The sequence below is a fragment of the Candidatus Saccharibacteria bacterium oral taxon 488 genome, from assembly GCA_013099195.1.
Taxonomy (GTDB): domain Bacteria; phylum Patescibacteriota; class Saccharimonadia; order Saccharimonadales; family Saccharimonadaceae; genus Nanosynbacter.
The window spans coordinates 52,185-70,699 of sequence record CP039999.1 but is presented as its reverse complement, the minus strand read 5'-3'; the positions used below and the strand labels follow the sequence as shown (position 1 = coordinate 70,699).

The window sequence follows — 18,515 nt, the reverse complement described above, 5'->3', positions numbered from 1 at the left end:
GACGCTCCTAAAACTTGAACAGCGTATCCCGCTGATACAACCCAATAGCGGTGGCCATCTTGTTGCCATCAGGGATTTGCTTGATAAACATATCGACAATTTCCTCGACATTAGCAACGGCTGAGCCCTTGGAGCCGCCACAATCTGACGTCCATAGCGCCTTGATCGATGTTCCATTCATCAACAATTCGAACTTATATACCTTGCCTGTCGCACAAATACCGCGCAGGTCATTTTGCTCATCGCTCAACTGTCGCCCCTCCATCATCTTGCGCTTGTCCAGTGCGTACACCAATTCTTCATAAGCCTTGGCGTTATTATTCAGCTGCTTGGTGTTCAGCTGCTTCTCGACATAGCCTTCATACGTCGTCATCACCCGCGACGACGGCGCAATAGTTATTTGATACGAACGGAATTTCTCATTAGCGACAATCGGGCCACGCACTGTCAGCCTGACCGATCGACCTTCGTCGGTTTGTAGTAAGTCGCTTTTTTTCTGCTCAGTTGTTTCTGGCTGCTGCTTTTGCTCATTGCCACCAAATATTGACCGGCTAATGCTGATAATCGCGACGATGGTCACGATGGTGATAATGATAACGAGCAAAATTGGCACAAACCGAGAAAAAGAATTAAACGAATTATACGTACGCCTCATGGGTTGATTATACCATATTCTGTCAGTTTTGCACTTACCACCCCGGCTACACCTCGTCCCAGTGTAGCCCCACGCCGACGTCCACTTTTAGCGCAATCGGTAGTTCCGGACAAATGCCTTCCATTTCTCTGCGCATGATTTCACCGACTCGCTCAGCGTCTTCCGGCGAACATTCCACCAAAATCGAGTCATGAACCTGCAGGACTGGCTCGGCCAGCCCAGCCAACTTGTCCTCCAGCCGAATCATCGCCAGCTTCATCAAATCCGCTTCCGTTCCCTGAATCGGCATGTTCATCGCCGCCCGCTCCGCCGCTGAACGCACCATAAAGTTGCTCGACTTAACGTCGGGCGTTGGTCGGCGCCGACCAAAATAGGTCTCGACAAAACCTCGTTCACGCGCTTGAACTAAAATTGTGTCCAAATACTGGCGGATTGGCTGGCGCACTGCAAAATAGTGTTCGATAAATTTTTTTGCCTCAGTAAAGGTCATGCCGGTAGCTGCCGCCAAGCCGTGCGGACTCATGCCGTACAGCACACCAAAGTTGATCACCTTGGCCGCGCGCCGCTGCAATTTTGTCACCTCAGCCATTGGCACGCCGTAGGTCTCGGCCGCCGTCTTGGTATGAATATCCACGTCGCTATTAAAATCATCAATCAGCTGCTCATCACCCGCCAACACCGCCGCCAGCCGCAGCTCAAATTGTGAATAATCCACACCAACAAACACCTTGCCCTGACTGGGCACAAACGCCTGACGAATCTTCCGGCCCAGTTCTGTGCGCACCGGAATATTCTGTAGGTTGGGATTGGTACTACTCAACCGCCCGGTGCTGGTGACGTCTTGATTAAAGGTGGTGTGAATCCGACCGTCCTCGGCCACCAATTTCGGCAGCGCTTCAATGTAGGTACTGATCAATTTAGTCAGCTCCCGATACCGCTCAATCAGCTCAATGATCGGGTGTCGCCCGCGCAGCTTATCCAGCTCTTTCTGCCCCGTCGAATAGCCGGTTTTACCTTTTTTGATACCGGTCGTCGGCAGCTGAAGTTTGGTAAATAACACCTCAGACAGCTGTGCCGGGCTGGCGGCATTGAGTTCACGCCCAGCCATCGTATACATTTGTTGTTCAAGCTGGCTCACCTCCGCCCTCAGCTCCTCACCCATCTGTTCAAGGAGCGCCGTGTCCAGCTTCATGCCGCGCTTTTCCATCTGAAACAGCGGCCAAATCACTGGAAAATCAAACTCGTGAAGCACCCTGGCAATCTGCTGATGCGTCGCCATATAATCCTGCTGCTGGCGGTAAATCTGACGAAGCCGCGCCAACTGCCGCAACGCGGAATTATCCTCAGAAAAATCGCCCGCCAGCGCCGCTAAACGACGGTCGCGCCTCAGTGGATCGATCAAAAACGCCGCCTGCCCAATATCCCAGACCTCGTGAAACCGCACCGTCACACCGTGAGCGTCCAGCGCATGATACAGCTCCTTGACATCCGCCGCGATCACCACGCCCTGCGCCAACAGCTGCCAAACCGACCAGCCAATTTCACTAACCTTCGCTCGCCACGCCACGTCAGGCTTGGAATTAATATAGACTATGTCCGGCTCCGATGGATCAATATAGATACTATTTTCCGCCTCAAACAGTGGCTCAGTCGGCAGATTTTCGACGCGCGGCAATTCCAACTCCGCCGTCTCCACTGCCTCATCCGCCGCCTGCATTGTCTTTGGCAGCCGCCCAATCAGCGAATGAAACTCCAATTTCCGCAAAATCTCCGCCACCCGCGCAAAGTCGCAGTCGTTAACATCCGCCACCTCCCAATCCAGCTCCACTGGCGCATCCGTCCACAGCTCCGCCACTTGCTTGGTCAAATATGCCGACTCGCGACCATTTTCCAGCTTTGTCCGTAGAGCGCCTGTTTGCTCATCCACATGCGCATACACGCCGTCCAGCGTGTCATACGCTTGCAATAATTTCACTGCTGTCTTTTCACCAACGCCCGGCACGCCCGGCAAATTGTCGCTGGAATCGCCCTTCAGCGCCTTCAAATCCAAAAACTGATCCGTCCGAATGCCATATTTTTGTTCAAAATATTCCGCGGTAAATTCCTCGATATTCCTCAGGCCATTTTTCATGGCGTAGACTTTGGTGAGGGGCGACACCAATTGCAGCGCATCCAAATCCGACGTCAGCAGACAGGTTTGCACGCCGCGCGCTTCCGCTTGCCTGGCAAACGCACCCATGATATCGTCCGCCTCATAGTCATCCAACTCATACAGCGGCCAGCCAAAGGCATCCAAAAGTTCCATCAAAATCGGAATTTGCTGATAAAAATCATCGGGCGCTGGCTTGCGACCCGCCTTGTACTCTGGGTATAATTCCCGCCGCTTACGGATGTTAGTGCCGCGCTTGTCCCACGCCACCGCCACATAATCCGGCTCCAATTTCTTGATCAGCTCAATTGCCAAACTCACAAATCCATACACGCCGCCAGTCGGCGTACCGTCCGCCGTACTGAGACCTGGCATGGCATAATACCCTCGGTAAAACACTGATTTTCCGTCGATGACCGCCAAACGCTTCATATACTCAGTATAGCAAATTTGCTATACTAACAACATGACACAACCACATGCAAACATTATCGCCCTCGTCGGTCTGGCTGGTAGCGGCAAAAGTTCGGCGGTCGAATATTTCACCAAAAAGGGTATTCCGAAAATCTATTTTGGCGGCATCATCTACAAGGCCATGGAAGAAGCTGGCATTGAACCAACGTGGGACAATCAGCAAAAATTCCGCGAGGAAATTCGCCGACGCGAAGGCAAAGATTTCGTGGTCAAGCGCGTCGTTAAATCCGCGCATGATTTGATTGACGCTGGCCAAAAACTTATCGTCCTGGACGGGCTGTACACTTGGAGCGAATATAAAATTCTCAAGCACGAATTCCCTGGCCAGATGTCCGTCATCGCCGTCGTCACACCAAAACACCTGCGCTATCAACGCATGGCCAAACGCCCTGAGCGGCCAATGCAACCACGCGAAGTTGACCAACGCGATTGGTCGGAAATTGAAAACCTAGAAAAAGGCGGGCCTATTGCCATTGCCGACTATTTCGTAACAAACGACCGCGGCCTGGATGAGCTGTACGCGCAGTTAGAAGCCGTCACTCACCACGAACATTTTTGCAAGGCGCCTGAGCAGTGCTAAATCACAACGCACCAAAAAGGCCAGACATACCCGCCTGGCCTTTTTATTATCGCCCGTCAATCTAGCTCAAATACTCATACAACTTTTTAGCATCCTTGTGCTTCCTCAGCTTTGCCAAAGCCTTGGCTTCAATCTGGCGAATTCGTTCGCGCGTCACGGCAAATTGTTGGCCGACTTCCTCAAGCGTATGGCTTTTGCCGCCATTGTCCAGCCCGAACCGCATGCGCACAATTTTTTGCTCGCGATCAGACAGGCTTGACAGCACCTCGGCGACCTTTTCTTTCAGCAGCTGATTGGTCGCTGATTCTTCTGGCGAAATTGTATCTTCATCCTCGATAAAATCGCCCAACACCGAATCTTCCTCGTCACCATCACGCCCGATGCCAGCATCCAGACTCGACGTCTCTTGTCGAATTTTATTGATGTACTCAATCTTTTCCGGCTCCATGTCCATTTCCTTGGACAATTCTTCCATTGTCGGCTCGCGGTTCAGCTCCTGAGTAAGCCGTCGCTGCGTCCGCACTAGCTTGTTAATCGTCTCGATCATGTGCACAGGGATGCGAATCGTCCGCGCCTGATCAGCGATCGCCCGGGTAATCGCCTGGCGAATCCACCACGTCGCGTAGGTCGAAAACTTAAAGCCCTTGTCCGGATCAAACTTCTCCACGGCGCGCAGCAAGCCAGTGTTGCCCTCCTGGATCAAGTCCAGAAAATCCAACCCGCGGCCCGAATACCGCTTGGCAATCGACACCACCAAACGCATGTTCGCCTCGGCCATCTTGTCCTTGGCCTTCTTGTCGCCCTCGATGATTCGCCGCGCCAGCTCCATTTCCTCATCCGAACTTAATAGCGGGATTTTACCAATCTCACGCAGATACAACCGCACCGAATCGTCCGAAATATCATCCAGATACTGGCCGGTGCTTAATGCCTCGAGATCTTCCATCTCCTCGTCATCATGTACCGCCGTCAAATCTGGCTCAAGTGGATCGTCATTGGTCGGGGTGTATTGCTGGTCGTTGTTCACGCATTCTCCTTAATCAATGCGTTCAGCTGCTGCCGCAAGATGCGCGCCCGCGCCTCATCGCTGAGCTCCTCAGCCTCACGCAAATCTTCTAATAATTGTTGTTTTTTTGTGTCGCGGTGTTTACGTATCAATTGCTTTACCAAACGCGCCATTTCACTGTCCAGAGCTTCTGGTTCCCAGTCCATGTAGCGGCGTTCACTTTTTAACTGTACTATTTTCACATACTGCTCAAATTTTTGCAAGGGGCGTGGCAACTTTTCTCGATCAAGTAGCGGCTCAGCTTGCAGCGCCGTCACCACTGCTCGAGCTGGCTCGTCCAAGCTTGCCGCCTCAAGCGCCCCGACCCAGCGCCGCGTCGATGGTTGACTAAGCGCTAGACCGACGATGATGTCCGCTAATTCGTCACGAGGTTTACTCGGAGTCGCCTTTTCAATCTTTGGTTTTTTAAGCTGAGCGGGCGGCGTTGATCCGTCAGCGCCCAGCTTCGCCCGCAAGGCCGCGAGACTGGCGCCAGTTTCTTTAGAAATCACCGCCAAGTAATGCTCTTGCTCCACCGGATCTTTCAAGCCGCGCACAATTCTGAGTGCAGTTGTTGAAAATCGCCGCTTGCCTTCGGCCGTCGCCAAATCTTCCATCTCGGCGTGCCGAGCGATCACCCAGTCCACCGCCGGCTGCGCCTGCTCAACCGCCGCTTGCCATAACACTGGGTCTTTTTGGATCAATTCATCCGGGTCTTTCACGTCATCCGGCAGGCTCACCACCTCTAGTTCCACGCCAATTTCCTGCGCCAAATTGATCGCCCGCTCCGTCGCGCCCACGCCCGCCCGGTCGCCATCAAACGCCAGGCGAATTCGTCCCGCCAACCGGCTCAGCGCCTTCAAATGCTGCAGCGTCATCGCTGTCCCCGCCGTCGCCACTACGTTTTTAATGCCAGCTTGATGGCTACTAACCACATCCAAATTCCCCTCGACAATCACCGCCGCATCACTCTTACGAATCGCCTCTTTCGCCTGATACAGCCCAAAAATATGGCGCGATTTATCAAATAGCAATGTCTGTGGCGTATTCAAATATTTCGGCGCACGCGGATCGTCGCGAATAATTCGCCCCGTAAAGCCAACCACCTCGCCGCTGCCGTCGCTCAAGGCCACCATCATCCGCCCCCGAAACAAGTCGCCGCCAAACCGATTCACCAGCCCCGCATCAGCCAGTTCCCGGCGCGAAAACCCCCGCTTCTCCAGCGCTTTGGTCAGCGCATCGCCCTGATCTGGCGCATAGCCAATGACAAAATCACCGATCGTCTGCCGATTCAGCCGCCGTTTTTTCACCGCGTACTTTAGCGCCGCCGAATTTTTCACCAAGTTTTGCTGATAAAAATTTGCTGCTAATTTTAGCGCTTCCCGCGCCCGCGCCCGCCGCTTGGCCGCCCGTCCATCACCATGAGAAAACAAACTCAAATCCACGCCCGCCTTGCGCGCCAAATGCTCCAACGCCTGGCGAAAATCCATCCCCTCCACCAGCATCACGAATGTAAAGATATCGCCGCCCTTGCCCGAAGAAAAATCATGCCAAATCTGCTTTTCCGGACTGACCATAAAACTCGGCGTCCGCTCGTCAGTGAACGGACTCAGTCCCTTCAGATTACGACCCGCCCGCTTCAGCTGAACATATTCGCCGATTACATCCTCGATATTCAGCCGCGCTCGCACTTCTTCCTTGGCATCATTCATGGTTTTTATTATATCACTCTTTACCTCTGTTGTTGTTTATGCTTTAATGGGTATATGCAGCCACACAATGACTATGACGTGCCAACCGGTATCGATTATCTCAATCAAATTTCTGCACCGCCAGCGCCGCAGGGCTTTGATAAAAAGTCAAAGATTATCTTGCTCGTTCTCGGTATCATCGGGCTGCTCGGTCTGGTCTTTATTATTAATGCCGCCCAAAACGCTTCCCGCGGCCCCTCATTAAATAATCTCATTGCTCGTCTACAAAAACTCCAAACCGTCTCCGAGAAATTTACTTCCCGCCTCAAATCCAGCCAGCTCCAAGATGCTAATAGCTCGCTCACAGCTGTACTCACCACTGCCAATAAGTCCATCGAAACACCAGCCGCTGCCCAGAATATCGACGTCAAAAAAGACCTCAAAAACATCACCGCGCTCGACCCACCAACAAAGCTCGAGGAAAAATTTGAGGAGGCCTATCTCAACGCCGACCTCGACAACACCTATGCCTACACCATGAATACCGAGCTAGCCGACACTCTGTTGATGATGAATCGTATCAAAGAGGGCTCGCGCAGCAAAAGCACAATTGACTTTCTCGAAAAAACTATTTCCGACCTCACCAACGTACGCAAGCAGCTCATGGCGATCACCGGTGATTCGGAAAAGTCATAAGTTTTATTCACTCTGTCACCAGCTGGGGCAAATCAGCGCTACTTTTCTCAGCGATTAGCCCCTGCTGTTTTACTCACTTCGCCGCCAGCTGATAACTCAGTCGCACCAAATCAAAAATTTCTTCATCACTCAATTGCCCCGAACAAATGATGGTGTTCCAGTGCTTCTTATTCAGATGATACCCCGGCAGCACCGTCTCGTACTTCTCGCGGAGATTCTCAGCCAATAGCGGATCGCACTTCAGACTAACTCTGAGTGGCTTTGAGCCCTCCGTCACTAGCGCCACCATCTTCCCCACACCGTTATTGCTCTTGCCAAATTTATACACCGCAACATCCTCGCCAAACGGATAGTCCAGCCATACGCCAGGCAAACTGAGAATAAACTCTTCAAATTGTTTATGGGTCATGGTTTTACCTTTTTCAGATAATACTGAAGCTCCTTGATGCTACCGCGAATGTCCTCCAGCGCCCGATGATCCTCTGGTTTAGCGAACTTTTTGCCGTACTTGCCCTCAAACACCACTTTCCAAGCACTGACATCCAGCATCCGATAGTGTAGCCTTTTTGACAACGTAGACCACCACCCGTCAATAAACCGCCGATCCTGGTGAATTGAATTACCGCCCAGTAAAATCCGCGGCTCGTCCGCAAAATATTCATCGCAAAACACCAGCAAATCATGCTCCACCTCGGCCAGCGGCTTGCCCGAGGCATTTTGTTGCTCCAACCCACGCCGCGCCTCTGGATGTTCGTTCCAAAAGCTAGCATTTCGATCCAGCAATTTACCTAGCTTCTCTGAATCATGGCACACCACTCCCTCATACGTCGCAATCTCCGTAAAATCCCAATCCGTGACGATCGCCGCCACCTCCAAAATCTCATCACGCACCGGATCCAGCCCGGTCATCTCCAAATCCATCCATAAAATCTTTTTCGGCTTAAAACTGGCTTTCATGTTTCTATTTTACCACTTCCTTGCAGCGTGCTACACTAAAACCATGACCAAACGTATCCTTCTCAAATTATCCGGCGAGCAGCTCCAGGGCGAGTTCGCCAGCGGCTTTGATCCCAAACGTGCCCGTTGGATCGCCGAACAAATTAAACCAGCTCTAGAAACCGGCGCCGAAATCGTCATCATGGTTGGCGGCGGCAATTATGTCCGCGGCAACCAAATCATTGGCCACGGTATCCAGCCCGTCTCAGCCCACAATATCGGCATGCTCTCAACCCTGATGAATGCCATTGCCTTGGCTGATGTCTTCAATGACACCGACCTACCGACCCGCGCTCTCTCTACTGTCGAGATTAATCAATTCATCGACCAATACACCTTCCGCCGCGCCCTTAGTCATATCAAGAAAGGTCGCGTCGTCATCGTTGCCTGCGGCACTGGCCGGCCATTCTTGACTACCGACACCGCCGCCCTCAACCTGGCCCTCGAGATGCAGTGCGACGTTGTGATCAAAACAACGAAAGTCGACGGCGTATACGACAAAGATCCAACCAAATTCCCTGACGCTGTTAAATTTGACCATCTTAATTACAACCAAATCCTCACCAACCCCGATATCACCATCATGGACAAGGCTGCCATCGGGCTGGCCGCCGAAGAAAATAAACCAGTTATCATCTGCGACCTCCTCACCGACGGCAACATCGCCCGGGCCGCTCGCGGCGAGACAGTCGGCACGCTGATTTCCTAGCCCTGAGTACGGTACGCATCTTGTTCCAGCATAAATCGTTTTACATAAAAAATCCGCCGTATTTATCCGGCGGATCTGTTTTTAAGGCCCAATTAGTCTTTTTTCTTGTCTAATTTATCCAGCTTCAAAAAGTGAATAATCGCATACACCACAAACGCCACCGCTAACAAAGTGATCAGCGAGCTAACGAATGCACCGTACAGGAATTCACCCTTGCGACCAGCAATCTCAACAGAGAATGATGCTGCCTGCAGGCCTTCCTGCGAACCAACAATCAGCTGCACCAGCGGGTCGATAAACGCTGTCACCAACTTTTTCACGGTATCGCCGGCCGCAGTACCGATCGCCAGACCGACAGCCAGGCCAACCACGCCTTGCTCACGGATAAAGGTCATAAAACCGCCGCCATGGCCCTTGACCGCCGCTGCCTTTTCTTTCAGCGCTGCCACGCTTGGTTTTTTCACAATCGATTTCTTAGTAGTCGTCTGTTTGGTAGTCGCCTTCTTGGCTACTTTCTTCTCTGCCATAAAAACTCCTTTATGTTAAGTAGTACCTTGATTGTAGCATAAAACTTTACAAATTATCTAAAAGTTTTCTGGCTGCAGCAAGCTTACCGTTGTGCAGGCTATTTGGTGGATTCTCCCCGTATAGTTTAATAGCCCGCCAGGCAAGCTCCTTGTTTCCTGTCTGTTTGGCAATTTTTCGTATGATATCTGGCAAAAATAACTTATTTTTCGATTTATCGTCTGGAACCAAGCTCTCGTCCACCATAGTCGCTAAATCAATTGCTTCGTCATATTTTCCTGCCAATATTAGCTGACGACACAACCCATCAACTTCCTTCAGGCCATTTCGCGAATCAACATCAAGATATACCCCTGATAATTCTGATAGCCCTTTACTCGCTGCTTCGATCTTGCCCGACCCCGCTCGTCGGACGGCATTGTACTGCTGAATCAGCAACATACGCCTCGGTACTGAGGGTAATGTTAAGAATTGTAATATCCGATTTCGAGGCTCATGTTCATGAGATTGTGCTACGTCAATAGCATCAAACGACAACCATGGCCTTGAATTAATAAACTTTTGCCTATCAATCGACGGCGGTAGCCGTTTCAAGAGTTCTCCTGAAAAAAATGTATTCACTGCCCGCAACTCACCCATCGCTAGCTGGTCAAGCGGGTTGGGCGCACCGCTGCCAATCACGCCGGTCATATCACAACATAGCTCCTGCGTCGCCACATCAAGCAAAAAAGCTCGCCTACTACTCCAATCAAATAGTGTCACCATGGCATGCTGATTCGCATAACTAATACAATGCTCAATGCCGAGCTGCTCCAGACATTCTGAGGCAATAATGACATGGCCAAAACAGTTTGTAGCCTCACGATTGGCAACTTCAACTGCATCGAGTAGCGGTGAGTTAGCCAAAGTCGGAGCAAAATCCACCGTTTGTCGTACCACCCGTGCTATGTCAACCGCTGCCTTCGTCGCATCATCAAACGTCTGCGGAGACTGTTCATACACCGCACGAATTAATTTCAGCTGCTGCGAATCTAATAAAAACTCACGCCGTAGTCCTGGCTCGGCCTTGATCAATCGCTGCTTAGGCGTCATCAAATTAGCAGAAAGATACTCGTCCATCTCTGCTATATCATACAATTATTTACTAATATTTTACAACTTATCAGGGGCGACGATACCAAGAATGGTGAGTCCCGCCTTCAAGATATCAGCATACACCGCCACAATACCGACGCGGTGCGCTTCTTTGTCGCTGCCGACAACTTGATTCTTCTCATAATAACGGTTGAACTCCTGCGCCAATTCAAACAAATAGGTGCAGATATGATGTGGCTCCAGTTGCTCAACTGCCCGCTCAACAACTTCCGTATATTCAGTCATTTTCCGGATAAGCGCTCGATCCTCACCTTCAATCACCCTTGGAAAGGTAACGGACTCTGAAGATTTAGCGAGAATACCGCAAGCGCGAGCGTGGGCGTATTGCAGATAGCTACCCGTATTGCCAGTCAGACTGACCGCATCATTAACGTCAAAGACCACATCGCTACCAATTTTGACCTTCAAAAATTGATAGCGCAGTGCGCCAGCCACCACGTCATCTGTTGGCTCACCGCCCCGCTCACCAATCGCCTTACTAAACTCGTCAAACAACCAGCCAATGGTGATCACGTCGCCGTCGCGTGAACTCATCTTGCCAGTCGCTAGCTTGACGGTACCGGTCGAGATGTTTTCAGTCACACCCGTTAGCTCTGGTATACATAACTCTGCCGCCTTGATCACTCCCTGGAAATAGGCTTTTTGCTCCTCGGCGGTCACAATATAGCTTTTCTTGGCATGAAAATCATCGTTCTTCAGCGTCATCAGTCCCAAGTCGCGCGCGCCATACAACCCCAACCCCTGACTCGTCACAAATACATTGTCAAAGCTGCCATATTGGCTACCCGGAAACACCAGCGCCCCGTCACTTTCCTTGAACACCTTTGGTACATGCTTCTTGACAATTGGCACGCCTTTGTTATCCGCCTCGCTCTCCAGATAACGCCGCTCAATCGGCTGATTGCCGATACGCTGCATGTTGTGATCAATTTCGTCAAAACTCCACTGCTTGCAGGTTTCATACACTTGCCTATAGAGTGGGTCATCCAGCGTAAACGATTGTTTGGCAAGCTCGGCAATCTTGGCCTTTACCGCCTCATCCTCCTTGTATGCCCGAGCGCCTTCAGCATACATTTTGCTCATAAAAGGATTGCGCTCAGCTGGAACAATCTCATCAAGTTTTTTCACATCACCATCGATGTATTGCAGGATCGCCCACATACTTTTGCCGACATGCGCCCCAACGTCGCCGTGATAACTCACGCGGTGTAGCTTGGTGCCGGCAAGCGCCAACAAGTTAGCAATCGTATCTGCCACAATCGCGTTGAACGCGTGACCGATATGCATGGCCTTGAACGGATTTGGATTATTAGTCTCGATAACTACCGTCTCACCGCTGCGCGCGCTGCGTGGATAGGTTTTGAGCAGCTCGAGTATCGCCTGATCACGTAATTTCACATTGATGAAACCCGGCCCAGCCACGCTCACCTCACTCAGCTCCTGGTGGCCGCGCAGCTCTTCAGCAATCGCCTCAGCAATCTCACGCGGATTTTTGCACAGCGGCTTCGCCAGCTGCAGCGCCACGTTCGTCGCAAAATCGCCAAACTTTGGATCGGGGCGCGTTAATTGCACCGACACATCTCGATCAAAACGTTGCTTCACCGCCTGAGAAATAATCTGTTCCATACCTTCCAGTATAGCAGACAACAAGCAGTTTTACTCCTGACCCATTTCTTCCAGCTGCAGCAGCGTCACCGAACTCGGACTCGAGCCCTTGACGTGACGCAAAACATACCCAAGTGCCGAGGCATCGTCATGACTCAGCGTCGTCTTATCAAGCGGATCCTGCATTTCAATTGTTTCTTCAGCCATTTTTATTCCTTTTTATTTTAGGTACTATCTGGCTGTATGCTAGCATAAGTTTTTTACTTTGTCAAGGCAGCTCGAATCAGCCCGTCAAATAGCGGATGCGGTCGGAATGGGCGCGACTTAAATTCAGGGTGAGCTTGCGTAGCCACGAAATACCGATGATGCGGCGCTTCGATAAATTCCACCAGCTGGCCGTCCGGCGATGTGCCGGAAATCACCAAACCGCCCCGCTCAATCGCTTGAACAAACTCTTGATTCACTTCGTAGCGATGGCGATGCCGCTCAGTTACCTCTGTTAAACCGTATGTTTTAGCCACAAGTGAACCAGATTTCAGCACCGCCGGATAATCGCCGAGGCGCATCGTGCCGCCGGTCGACTGCTTGCCCTGCTGGCCGTCCATGATGTACACCACATTCGCGCCAGGCTCAGCGCCAAACTCTTCACTGTTAGCATTCGCTACGCCGCCAAGGCGCGCTGCCGCAATGACCGCCGCCTGCAGGCCAAGACAAATTCCTAAATATGGTTTGTTGTTTTTTATACAATACTCAGCCGCCTTAATCTTGCCCTCCACGCCGCGCGTACCAAAACCACCCGGCACCACGATAGCGTCAACGCTGGCAAAATCAGCTTCGCTCGCCGTCTCAGCGTTAATCCACTTGATAGAAATCTCGCTTTTGTTCGCCCAAGCGGCAGACTTTAGCGCCTCAGTCACCGACAAGTAGGTATCAGAATTATCAATGTATTTAGCCACCAGACCGACGGTTACCCGCTTGGCATACTCAGTTTTATCACGCTTTGCCAAACGTTTCCATCGCTGCAAATTCGGCTCCACTGAATTGTCGGTAAATTCGCCCAATAACTTGCCCAGATCGCGATACACCGTCAATGGCACTTCATATACCGTATCAACATTTGGCATCATAATAATTCCCTCCTGGCGCACGCCAGATGAAATAGCAATTTTTTCGCCGATACTGCGCGGCGGCTTGTCATGGCCCTCCGTCCGGACTGCCACCACATCCGGCATAATGCCAAAACCGCGAAGATCCGCCAGCGCATTCTGAGCCGGCTTGGTCTTATATTCATGAGATGCCTCCAAAAATGGTACATACACCACGTGCACGAACAGGCAATTTTCCCGCCCCACATCCAGCGCAAAACCGCGAATCGCCTCGATAAAACTTAGGCCTTCGTAGTCGCCGACCGTACCGCCAATTTCCACGATGTGGACGTCGCCCTCGGCCGCCTCGCGGATAGCCGCCTTGATAGAATTAGTCAAATGCGGCACCATCTGTACCGTCTGGCCGCCAAACTTACCGGCCCGCTCATTGGCGATCAAATCGCGCAGCAGCCGGCCCGACAGTGTGGTGTTTTTCCGCGTCAGTTCCAAATCCAAAAACCGCTCGTAATGACCCAAATCCAAATCGGTCTCGGCACCGTCCTTGGTCACAAAGCACTCGCCATGCTCTTTTGGGTTCAATAGTCCAGCATCAACATTCAGATACGGATCGCACTTTTGTGCCGACACGGCGATGCCTTTGGCCTGCAATACCGCGCCGATACTCGCCGCCGTGATGCCCTTGCCAACACCAGACAATACCCCACCGGTTACAAAAATATATCTCTTTGTCATCACTTCTCCAACCTATCAAAAGAGGCGTCGAATTGACACCTCTGTTGTTTTATTCACAACCGTCACACACTGTCAAACTTGCGGGATCGAGTGGCGCCGCAATGCCGCCAGACTTCTTTGCCTGCTCGTCGGCCACCGCCTGCGCTGCCTGCATCGCCGCATCAATGGCATTCAATTTTTCTTCCAAAGTCATGTCGTCAGAAATAATTTGACTTGCGTTCATGTTCCTGTCTTTCTATATATTTAGTATCTGCTTATGCTTATAATACGCTACATGTAGCGTTTATGCAACATAGTGCAGCCAATTTCCTGTTGTAGTTTTTTCATCAAGATTACCAATTGGCATGATGTAAATTTGCCTATTTTCCACGCGCGGCATGAAGTCGCCTAACTTATTGGCATACGCCTGCAAAGCCGCCGCCTCCTCTTCCTCTGGCAACTCTCGTACCTTTGTTGTCAAAAAGACAGCACTCTTTTGATCATTCCACACTACAAATTCTACAACACCGCTGCGGTAGGCATTAACGGCATGGCGAGACTGTCGGTCAGAAATCCAAATAATGTTGTCATTTTTATAACGTACAAAGTGGAGCGGCGTGATTAACGGCGTGCGATCGCGATTAACAGTCGCCAAAGCGCCAATTTCAACTGTATCTAAAATATCTGTTGTAATTTTGTCCATGGCAGTTACTTCGTGGTGTTTACTTCATAGCTGGTGTTAGTGCTTTCAAAGAAATTGACCAATTCCAAAGTGTCGTTTGCGGTGGCCATCCATTTGGCTGGGTTGGCTACGTTGTACTCCGGCTCAAATCCAAGTTCAACCAAGCGCCGGTCAGTCATGTGCATGACGTATTGATTGACATAATCAGCGTTTAGGCCCAAGATCCCCTTTGGTAACATGTCCTTGTTGTATTCTTTTTCCAGCTCAACCGCCTGCAGGATAAGCCCACGAATTTCCTCGGCAAATTCCTGGGTTTGCAGCTCTGGGTTTTCGTCCAAAATAGTCAGTAGCAAATTGATACCAAAGGTCAAGTGCAAGTTCTCATCCTTGGTGATCCAGTCCAGCAATGTACCGACATTGCGCAGCAAGTTGCGCTGACGGAAGCTCATGCCAACCATAAAGCCCGAGTAGAACCAGATACCCTCAAGAACAATGTTATAGGCCACCAGCGAGCGGACAAAGTCTTTTTTGCCCTCCAATGTATAGATGTCGAGGTTTGGATCCAGCATGACATCGAGGTGCTTGTTCTGGAAATCTGCCTTGTCAGCCAACGATTTCTTACCAAAGCCCGCCGCATAAATTTCCTCACGGTCAAACGGAAACGTCTCGATGATATATTCAAACGTCATGAAGTGATTGGCCTCTTCCCACATCTGCTTTGACAGATAGAGCTGCGCTTCAGCGGCATTGACGTACGGATAAATGCCAAATGCCAGCGACTTGTTGATCAGTAGCTCGTTTGGGTTAAGATAACTAATGACGGTTTTGAGCGCATGCTTTTCCTCGTCACTGAGTTTCTCAAAATCCGCCAAATCTTGTACTAACTGCACCTCGTTTGGGAACCAGGTATTAGCCACTGCTTGGTTGTATAAATCGTATGCCCACGGATAACGAATTGGGTGCAAGCTCAGCCCATCGCGCAAGCCTGAGCCCAAAATTCCCTGTTTAGGATGTTGATAATCTGCCATATTATTCTCCTCTTTTAACTTTAGCAAATCCAAACCCGCGCGTTTTAGCGCCAGTTCGAATCTTCTGTTCTGCTAATTTTTCCACTGAAACCGTGGTCTGCTCTGACTGATGGCGTGGCTTAACGTGCAAGTAGTAGGTGGTTTTTAGGCCACGTCGCCAAGCTTCAGAATAAATCTCCACATATTCATCAATATCACGAGTCTCAAGATACATATTACGGCTAATCGCCTGGTCGACCCATTTTTGTGCCCGGGCTGCTACTTCAATGAATGCATACGGGCTTAATTGGAAGCTGGTTTTATAGACATCTTTCAACTTCTGCGGAATAGCATCAATGTGCTGAATATCCCCTTGATTAGCAAATACTTCTTCCTTAATTTCATCCCACAGGTTCAACCGCTTAAGATCACGCACTAAATTATTGTTTACCTCTAAGAACTTACCGTTCAGCGTCGAGCGGCTAAAAATCTGAGCAAACTGCGGATCAATCCCTGGGGTCGTTCCTGCCACATGACCGATGTTAGCGGTCGGTGCAATGGCCATCAAAGTGGCGTTACGCATACCTTTTTTAACTTTTTTGCGTAGTTTATCCCAATCTAGACGGGTTTTGTTATCAATTTTCACCTTAACCTTGCGATTGTTCGACAATTCCGCCACCGTATCAATCGGCAAAACACCCTTACTCCAGCCGCTGCCGTTATATGTCGGATAGCTGCCTAACTTGGCCGCCAAATCCGCTGACTGGTCGATGGCGTGGTAACTGATAAACTCGGTCAATTGGTCAATCAACTCATAGGCTTCGCTCGATTCATAGCAATAACCGAGTTTTTCCAATACGTCCGAAAAACCCATCATGCCCAGCCCAACAGCTCTCGTCTGCTGATTGGCGTGCATTGCCTCTTTAACTGGCGTCTCAGTAATATCGATCAGATTATCCAATTGCCGAATCGCTGCCCGTGAAGCCTCTTGCAAACGATCCCAGTCCCAAGTCTTATCCTCACGCAAAAACGCTGACAGATTGATACTAACCAAGTTACAGGTGGCGATATTATCCTTGTCTTGAGGTAAGGTAATTTCCGTACACAGATTGCTCAGATGAATCGTACCGGTGTTATTGTTCAGCGCCCGCACATTGATAGTGTCCTTCCAGGTGAGCCATGGGTGGCTAGTGGCCTGCAGGCTAGTCAAAATCTGCTTAAATTGCTGGCGAGCCGATGTCTTCTCAAAGACGCGCATTTTACCAGCTTCAGCCAACTTGATGTACTCTTTGTAGCGCACGGAAAATTCTTCACCATATAACTCTGGCAAATCTGGCGTTTCCGCTGGGTCGAACAGATACCAATCTTGATCTTTCTGCACCCGCTTCATAAACTCATCAGAGATAAATACCGCGGTGTTGGCAAAGCGCGTCCGCATATACGGGTCGCCAGAATTGGAGCGCAAATCAATGAATTGCCCAAAATTGAGGTGCCAGTTCTCCATATAAATTGCTGCCGCACCAGCTTTCTTACCCTTACGGCTAACCGCAAACAGCGCGGTATCGATCATCTTCATGAAAGGAATTGGGCCAGTTGATTCAGTATTAGTGGTTTTAACTGGGCTACCGGCTGCCCGCAACTTCGTAAAACCGATGCCGATACCGCCAGTACCCTTGGCGATAAACATCGTATCCCGCACACTCTTGGCAATTGATTCCATATCGTCATCAACATTTAGCAAAAAACAATTGCTAAGCTGCGGGAACGAGCCGCCAGCATTGACCCGCGTCGAGCCGCCCGGCAGATATTCCAACTTACTCATGTGTTCATAAAATTCAATCGCTGCTGCAGTTGGATCCGGTTCGTTATAGCTAAGTCCCATAGCGATACGCATATGAGTAAATTGCGGCGTTTCCAACGGGTCGCCGCTTTGTTTGCGCAAGGCGTAGCGGTTTTTATTGGTCATCACACCGAGATATTTACTGAGATCGTCGCGTTCTGGCTGTAATGCTTCACCCAACTTTTTCAAATCAAACCGGTCATCACCCATCCGCTTATCGAGCAGACCGTCCTTGACCGCCGCTTTAACAAACTTCGGAAACTCCCGTGCATGCAATTTCTTTAATTCGTCGGCCGTCTCGTAGTCGCCCAAAATACTCTTATAAATAGTCTTTAGCAGTAAGCGGGCTGCGATTTTATCATAATCTGGGTCATCCTTGACATTCTGTAAAACCGTCTGAATCACCGCCTCGTCCAGCTGCTCGGTGGTAATCCCGTCAAATAGCGTCAGCTGCAGCTCGGTCGCCACCTGTACCACCTTAGAAACCTGATCTGGCAGCCCGTCGCAAGCCTTCAAAATCGCCGCGTTAATTTTATTGGCATCAAACGGCTCTTTCGTCCCGTCGCGTTTGATGACGTTGATTTGTTGCACCTATTTCCCTCCTCGATGCTCAGCAAAACTACCGCCGACCTCTCTGTGGTGGCGACTGACCCCTCTCGTCTATTTGCTTTTTGTTTAGTACCCTCTACACATTTAGTGTATGTATACTATGATAAAGCACTAGATGTGGCGTGACAAGAGGATTTGTGAATTTTACAATGAAAGCAGCTCGCTAACTGATTACTCTCCGCCAACGAGCCACGGAGGCAATCATTAGTGGTCGCCCCTCGAGGCGTATCGACGAGGATATAGCCCGCGGTTATGGATGACCACCAGCTAATATCGACGT

At 50.5% G+C, this 18,515-nt stretch carries 16 protein-coding genes; 3 read left to right on the top strand and 13 right to left on the bottom strand.

The annotated features are described in order from the left end of the window. Nucleotides 1-7: 7 nt before the first annotated feature. Together FBF28_00340 and polA are read right to left on the bottom strand one after the other, a co-directional pair. Entirely contained in the window at nt 8-655 is a 648-nt protein-coding gene (locus FBF28_00340) for a hypothetical protein (protein ID QJU08027.1), read from the bottom strand. A gap of 46 nt (nt 656-701) precedes the next feature. Next, a complete protein-coding gene (gene polA / locus FBF28_00335; protein QJU08026.1) occupies nt 702-3,236 on the bottom strand; it encodes a DNA polymerase I in 2,535 nt (844 codons plus the stop codon). Between the two features lie 34 nt (nt 3,237-3,270). On the opposite strand from polA, the gene FBF28_00330 reads away from it, so the two are divergent. Beyond that, nucleotides 3,271-3,858: a dephospho-CoA kinase gene (locus FBF28_00330; protein ID QJU08025.1), complete on the top strand. Its 588-nt coding sequence runs from the start codon at nt 3,271-3,273 to the stop codon at nt 3,856-3,858. Nucleotides 3,859-3,919: 61 nt separating this feature from the next. Here the strand turns inward: FBF28_00330 and rpoD are convergent, their stop codons facing one another. Both rpoD and dnaG read right to left on the bottom strand, forming a co-directional pair. After that, complete coding sequence (rpoD, locus tag FBF28_00325) at nt 3,920-4,804, bottom strand: RNA polymerase sigma factor RpoD (protein ID QJU08798.1); 885 nt, start codon at nt 4,802-4,804, stop codon at nt 3,920-3,922. 77 nt (nt 4,805-4,881) lie between these two features. Continuing rightward, on the bottom strand, nt 4,882-6,615 hold the full coding sequence (gene dnaG, locus FBF28_00320; GenBank protein QJU08024.1) for a DNA primase: 1,734 nt from the start codon (nt 6,613-6,615) through the stop codon (nt 4,882-4,884). Between the two features lie 54 nt (nt 6,616-6,669). Here dnaG and FBF28_00315 point away from each other — a divergent pair, with 54 nt between their 5' ends. Next, the gene (locus FBF28_00315) at nt 6,670-7,290 is read left to right on the top strand and encodes a hypothetical protein (GenBank protein QJU08023.1); all 621 of its coding nucleotides are present in this window, start codon (nt 6,670-6,672) and stop codon (nt 7,288-7,290) included. Nucleotides 7,291-7,363: 73 nt separating this feature from the next. Here FBF28_00315 and FBF28_00310 read toward each other — a convergent pair whose 3' ends face one another. Beyond that, nucleotides 7,364-7,699, bottom strand: coding sequence for an MmcQ/YjbR family DNA-binding protein (locus tag FBF28_00310; GenBank protein QJU08022.1), 336 nt, complete (start codon nt 7,697-7,699; stop codon nt 7,364-7,366). Further along, nucleotides 7,696-8,247, bottom strand: a complete 552-nt coding sequence (locus FBF28_00305) for an oligoribonuclease (GenBank protein ID QJU08021.1) — start codon at nt 8,245-8,247, stop codon at nt 7,696-7,698. Before FBF28_00305 ends, FBF28_00310 begins: the two co-directional genes overlap by 4 nt. A 43-nt stretch (nt 8,248-8,290) precedes the next feature. Here FBF28_00305 and pyrH point away from each other — a divergent pair, with 43 nt between their 5' ends. Continuing rightward, nucleotides 8,291-8,995, top strand: coding sequence for a UMP kinase (pyrH, locus tag FBF28_00300; protein ID QJU08020.1), 705 nt, complete (start codon nt 8,291-8,293; stop codon nt 8,993-8,995). 92 nt (nt 8,996-9,087) lie between these two features. Here the strand turns inward: pyrH and FBF28_00295 are convergent, their stop codons facing one another. The 7 genes from FBF28_00295 to FBF28_00265 all read right to left on the bottom strand — a co-directional run bounded on the left by FBF28_00295 (nt 9,088) and on the right by FBF28_00265 (nt 18,199). After that, complete coding sequence (locus FBF28_00295; protein ID QJU08019.1) at nt 9,088-9,522, bottom strand: hypothetical protein; 435 nt, start codon at nt 9,520-9,522, stop codon at nt 9,088-9,090. A gap of 46 nt (nt 9,523-9,568) precedes the next feature. Beyond that, the gene (locus FBF28_00290) at nt 9,569-10,639 is read right to left on the bottom strand and encodes a hypothetical protein (GenBank protein QJU08018.1); all 1,071 of its coding nucleotides are present in this window, start codon (nt 10,637-10,639) and stop codon (nt 9,569-9,571) included. Nucleotides 10,640-10,672: 33 nt separating this feature from the next. Further along, nucleotides 10,673-12,301, bottom strand: a complete 1,629-nt coding sequence (gene argS, locus FBF28_00285) for an arginine--tRNA ligase (GenBank protein ID QJU08017.1) — start codon at nt 12,299-12,301, stop codon at nt 10,673-10,675. Nucleotides 12,302-12,540: 239 nt separating this feature from the next. Then, nucleotides 12,541-14,118 (bottom strand): CTP synthase, encoded by a 1,578-nt coding sequence (locus FBF28_00280; protein QJU08016.1) that lies wholly within the window; start codon nt 14,116-14,118, stop codon nt 12,541-12,543. 283 nt (nt 14,119-14,401) lie between these two features. After that, a complete protein-coding gene (locus tag FBF28_00275) occupies nt 14,402-14,800 on the bottom strand; it encodes a hypothetical protein (GenBank protein QJU08015.1) in 399 nt (132 codons plus the stop codon). Between the two features lie 5 nt (nt 14,801-14,805). Further along, nucleotides 14,806-15,807 (bottom strand): ribonucleotide-diphosphate reductase subunit beta, encoded by a 1,002-nt coding sequence (locus tag FBF28_00270; protein QJU08014.1) that lies wholly within the window; start codon nt 15,805-15,807, stop codon nt 14,806-14,808. Nucleotide 15,808: 1 nt separating this feature from the next. Then, on the bottom strand, nt 15,809-18,199 hold the full coding sequence (locus tag FBF28_00265) for a ribonucleoside-diphosphate reductase subunit alpha (GenBank protein ID QJU08797.1): 2,391 nt from the start codon (nt 18,197-18,199) through the stop codon (nt 15,809-15,811). Between the last annotated feature and the right edge of the window lie 316 nt (nt 18,200-18,515).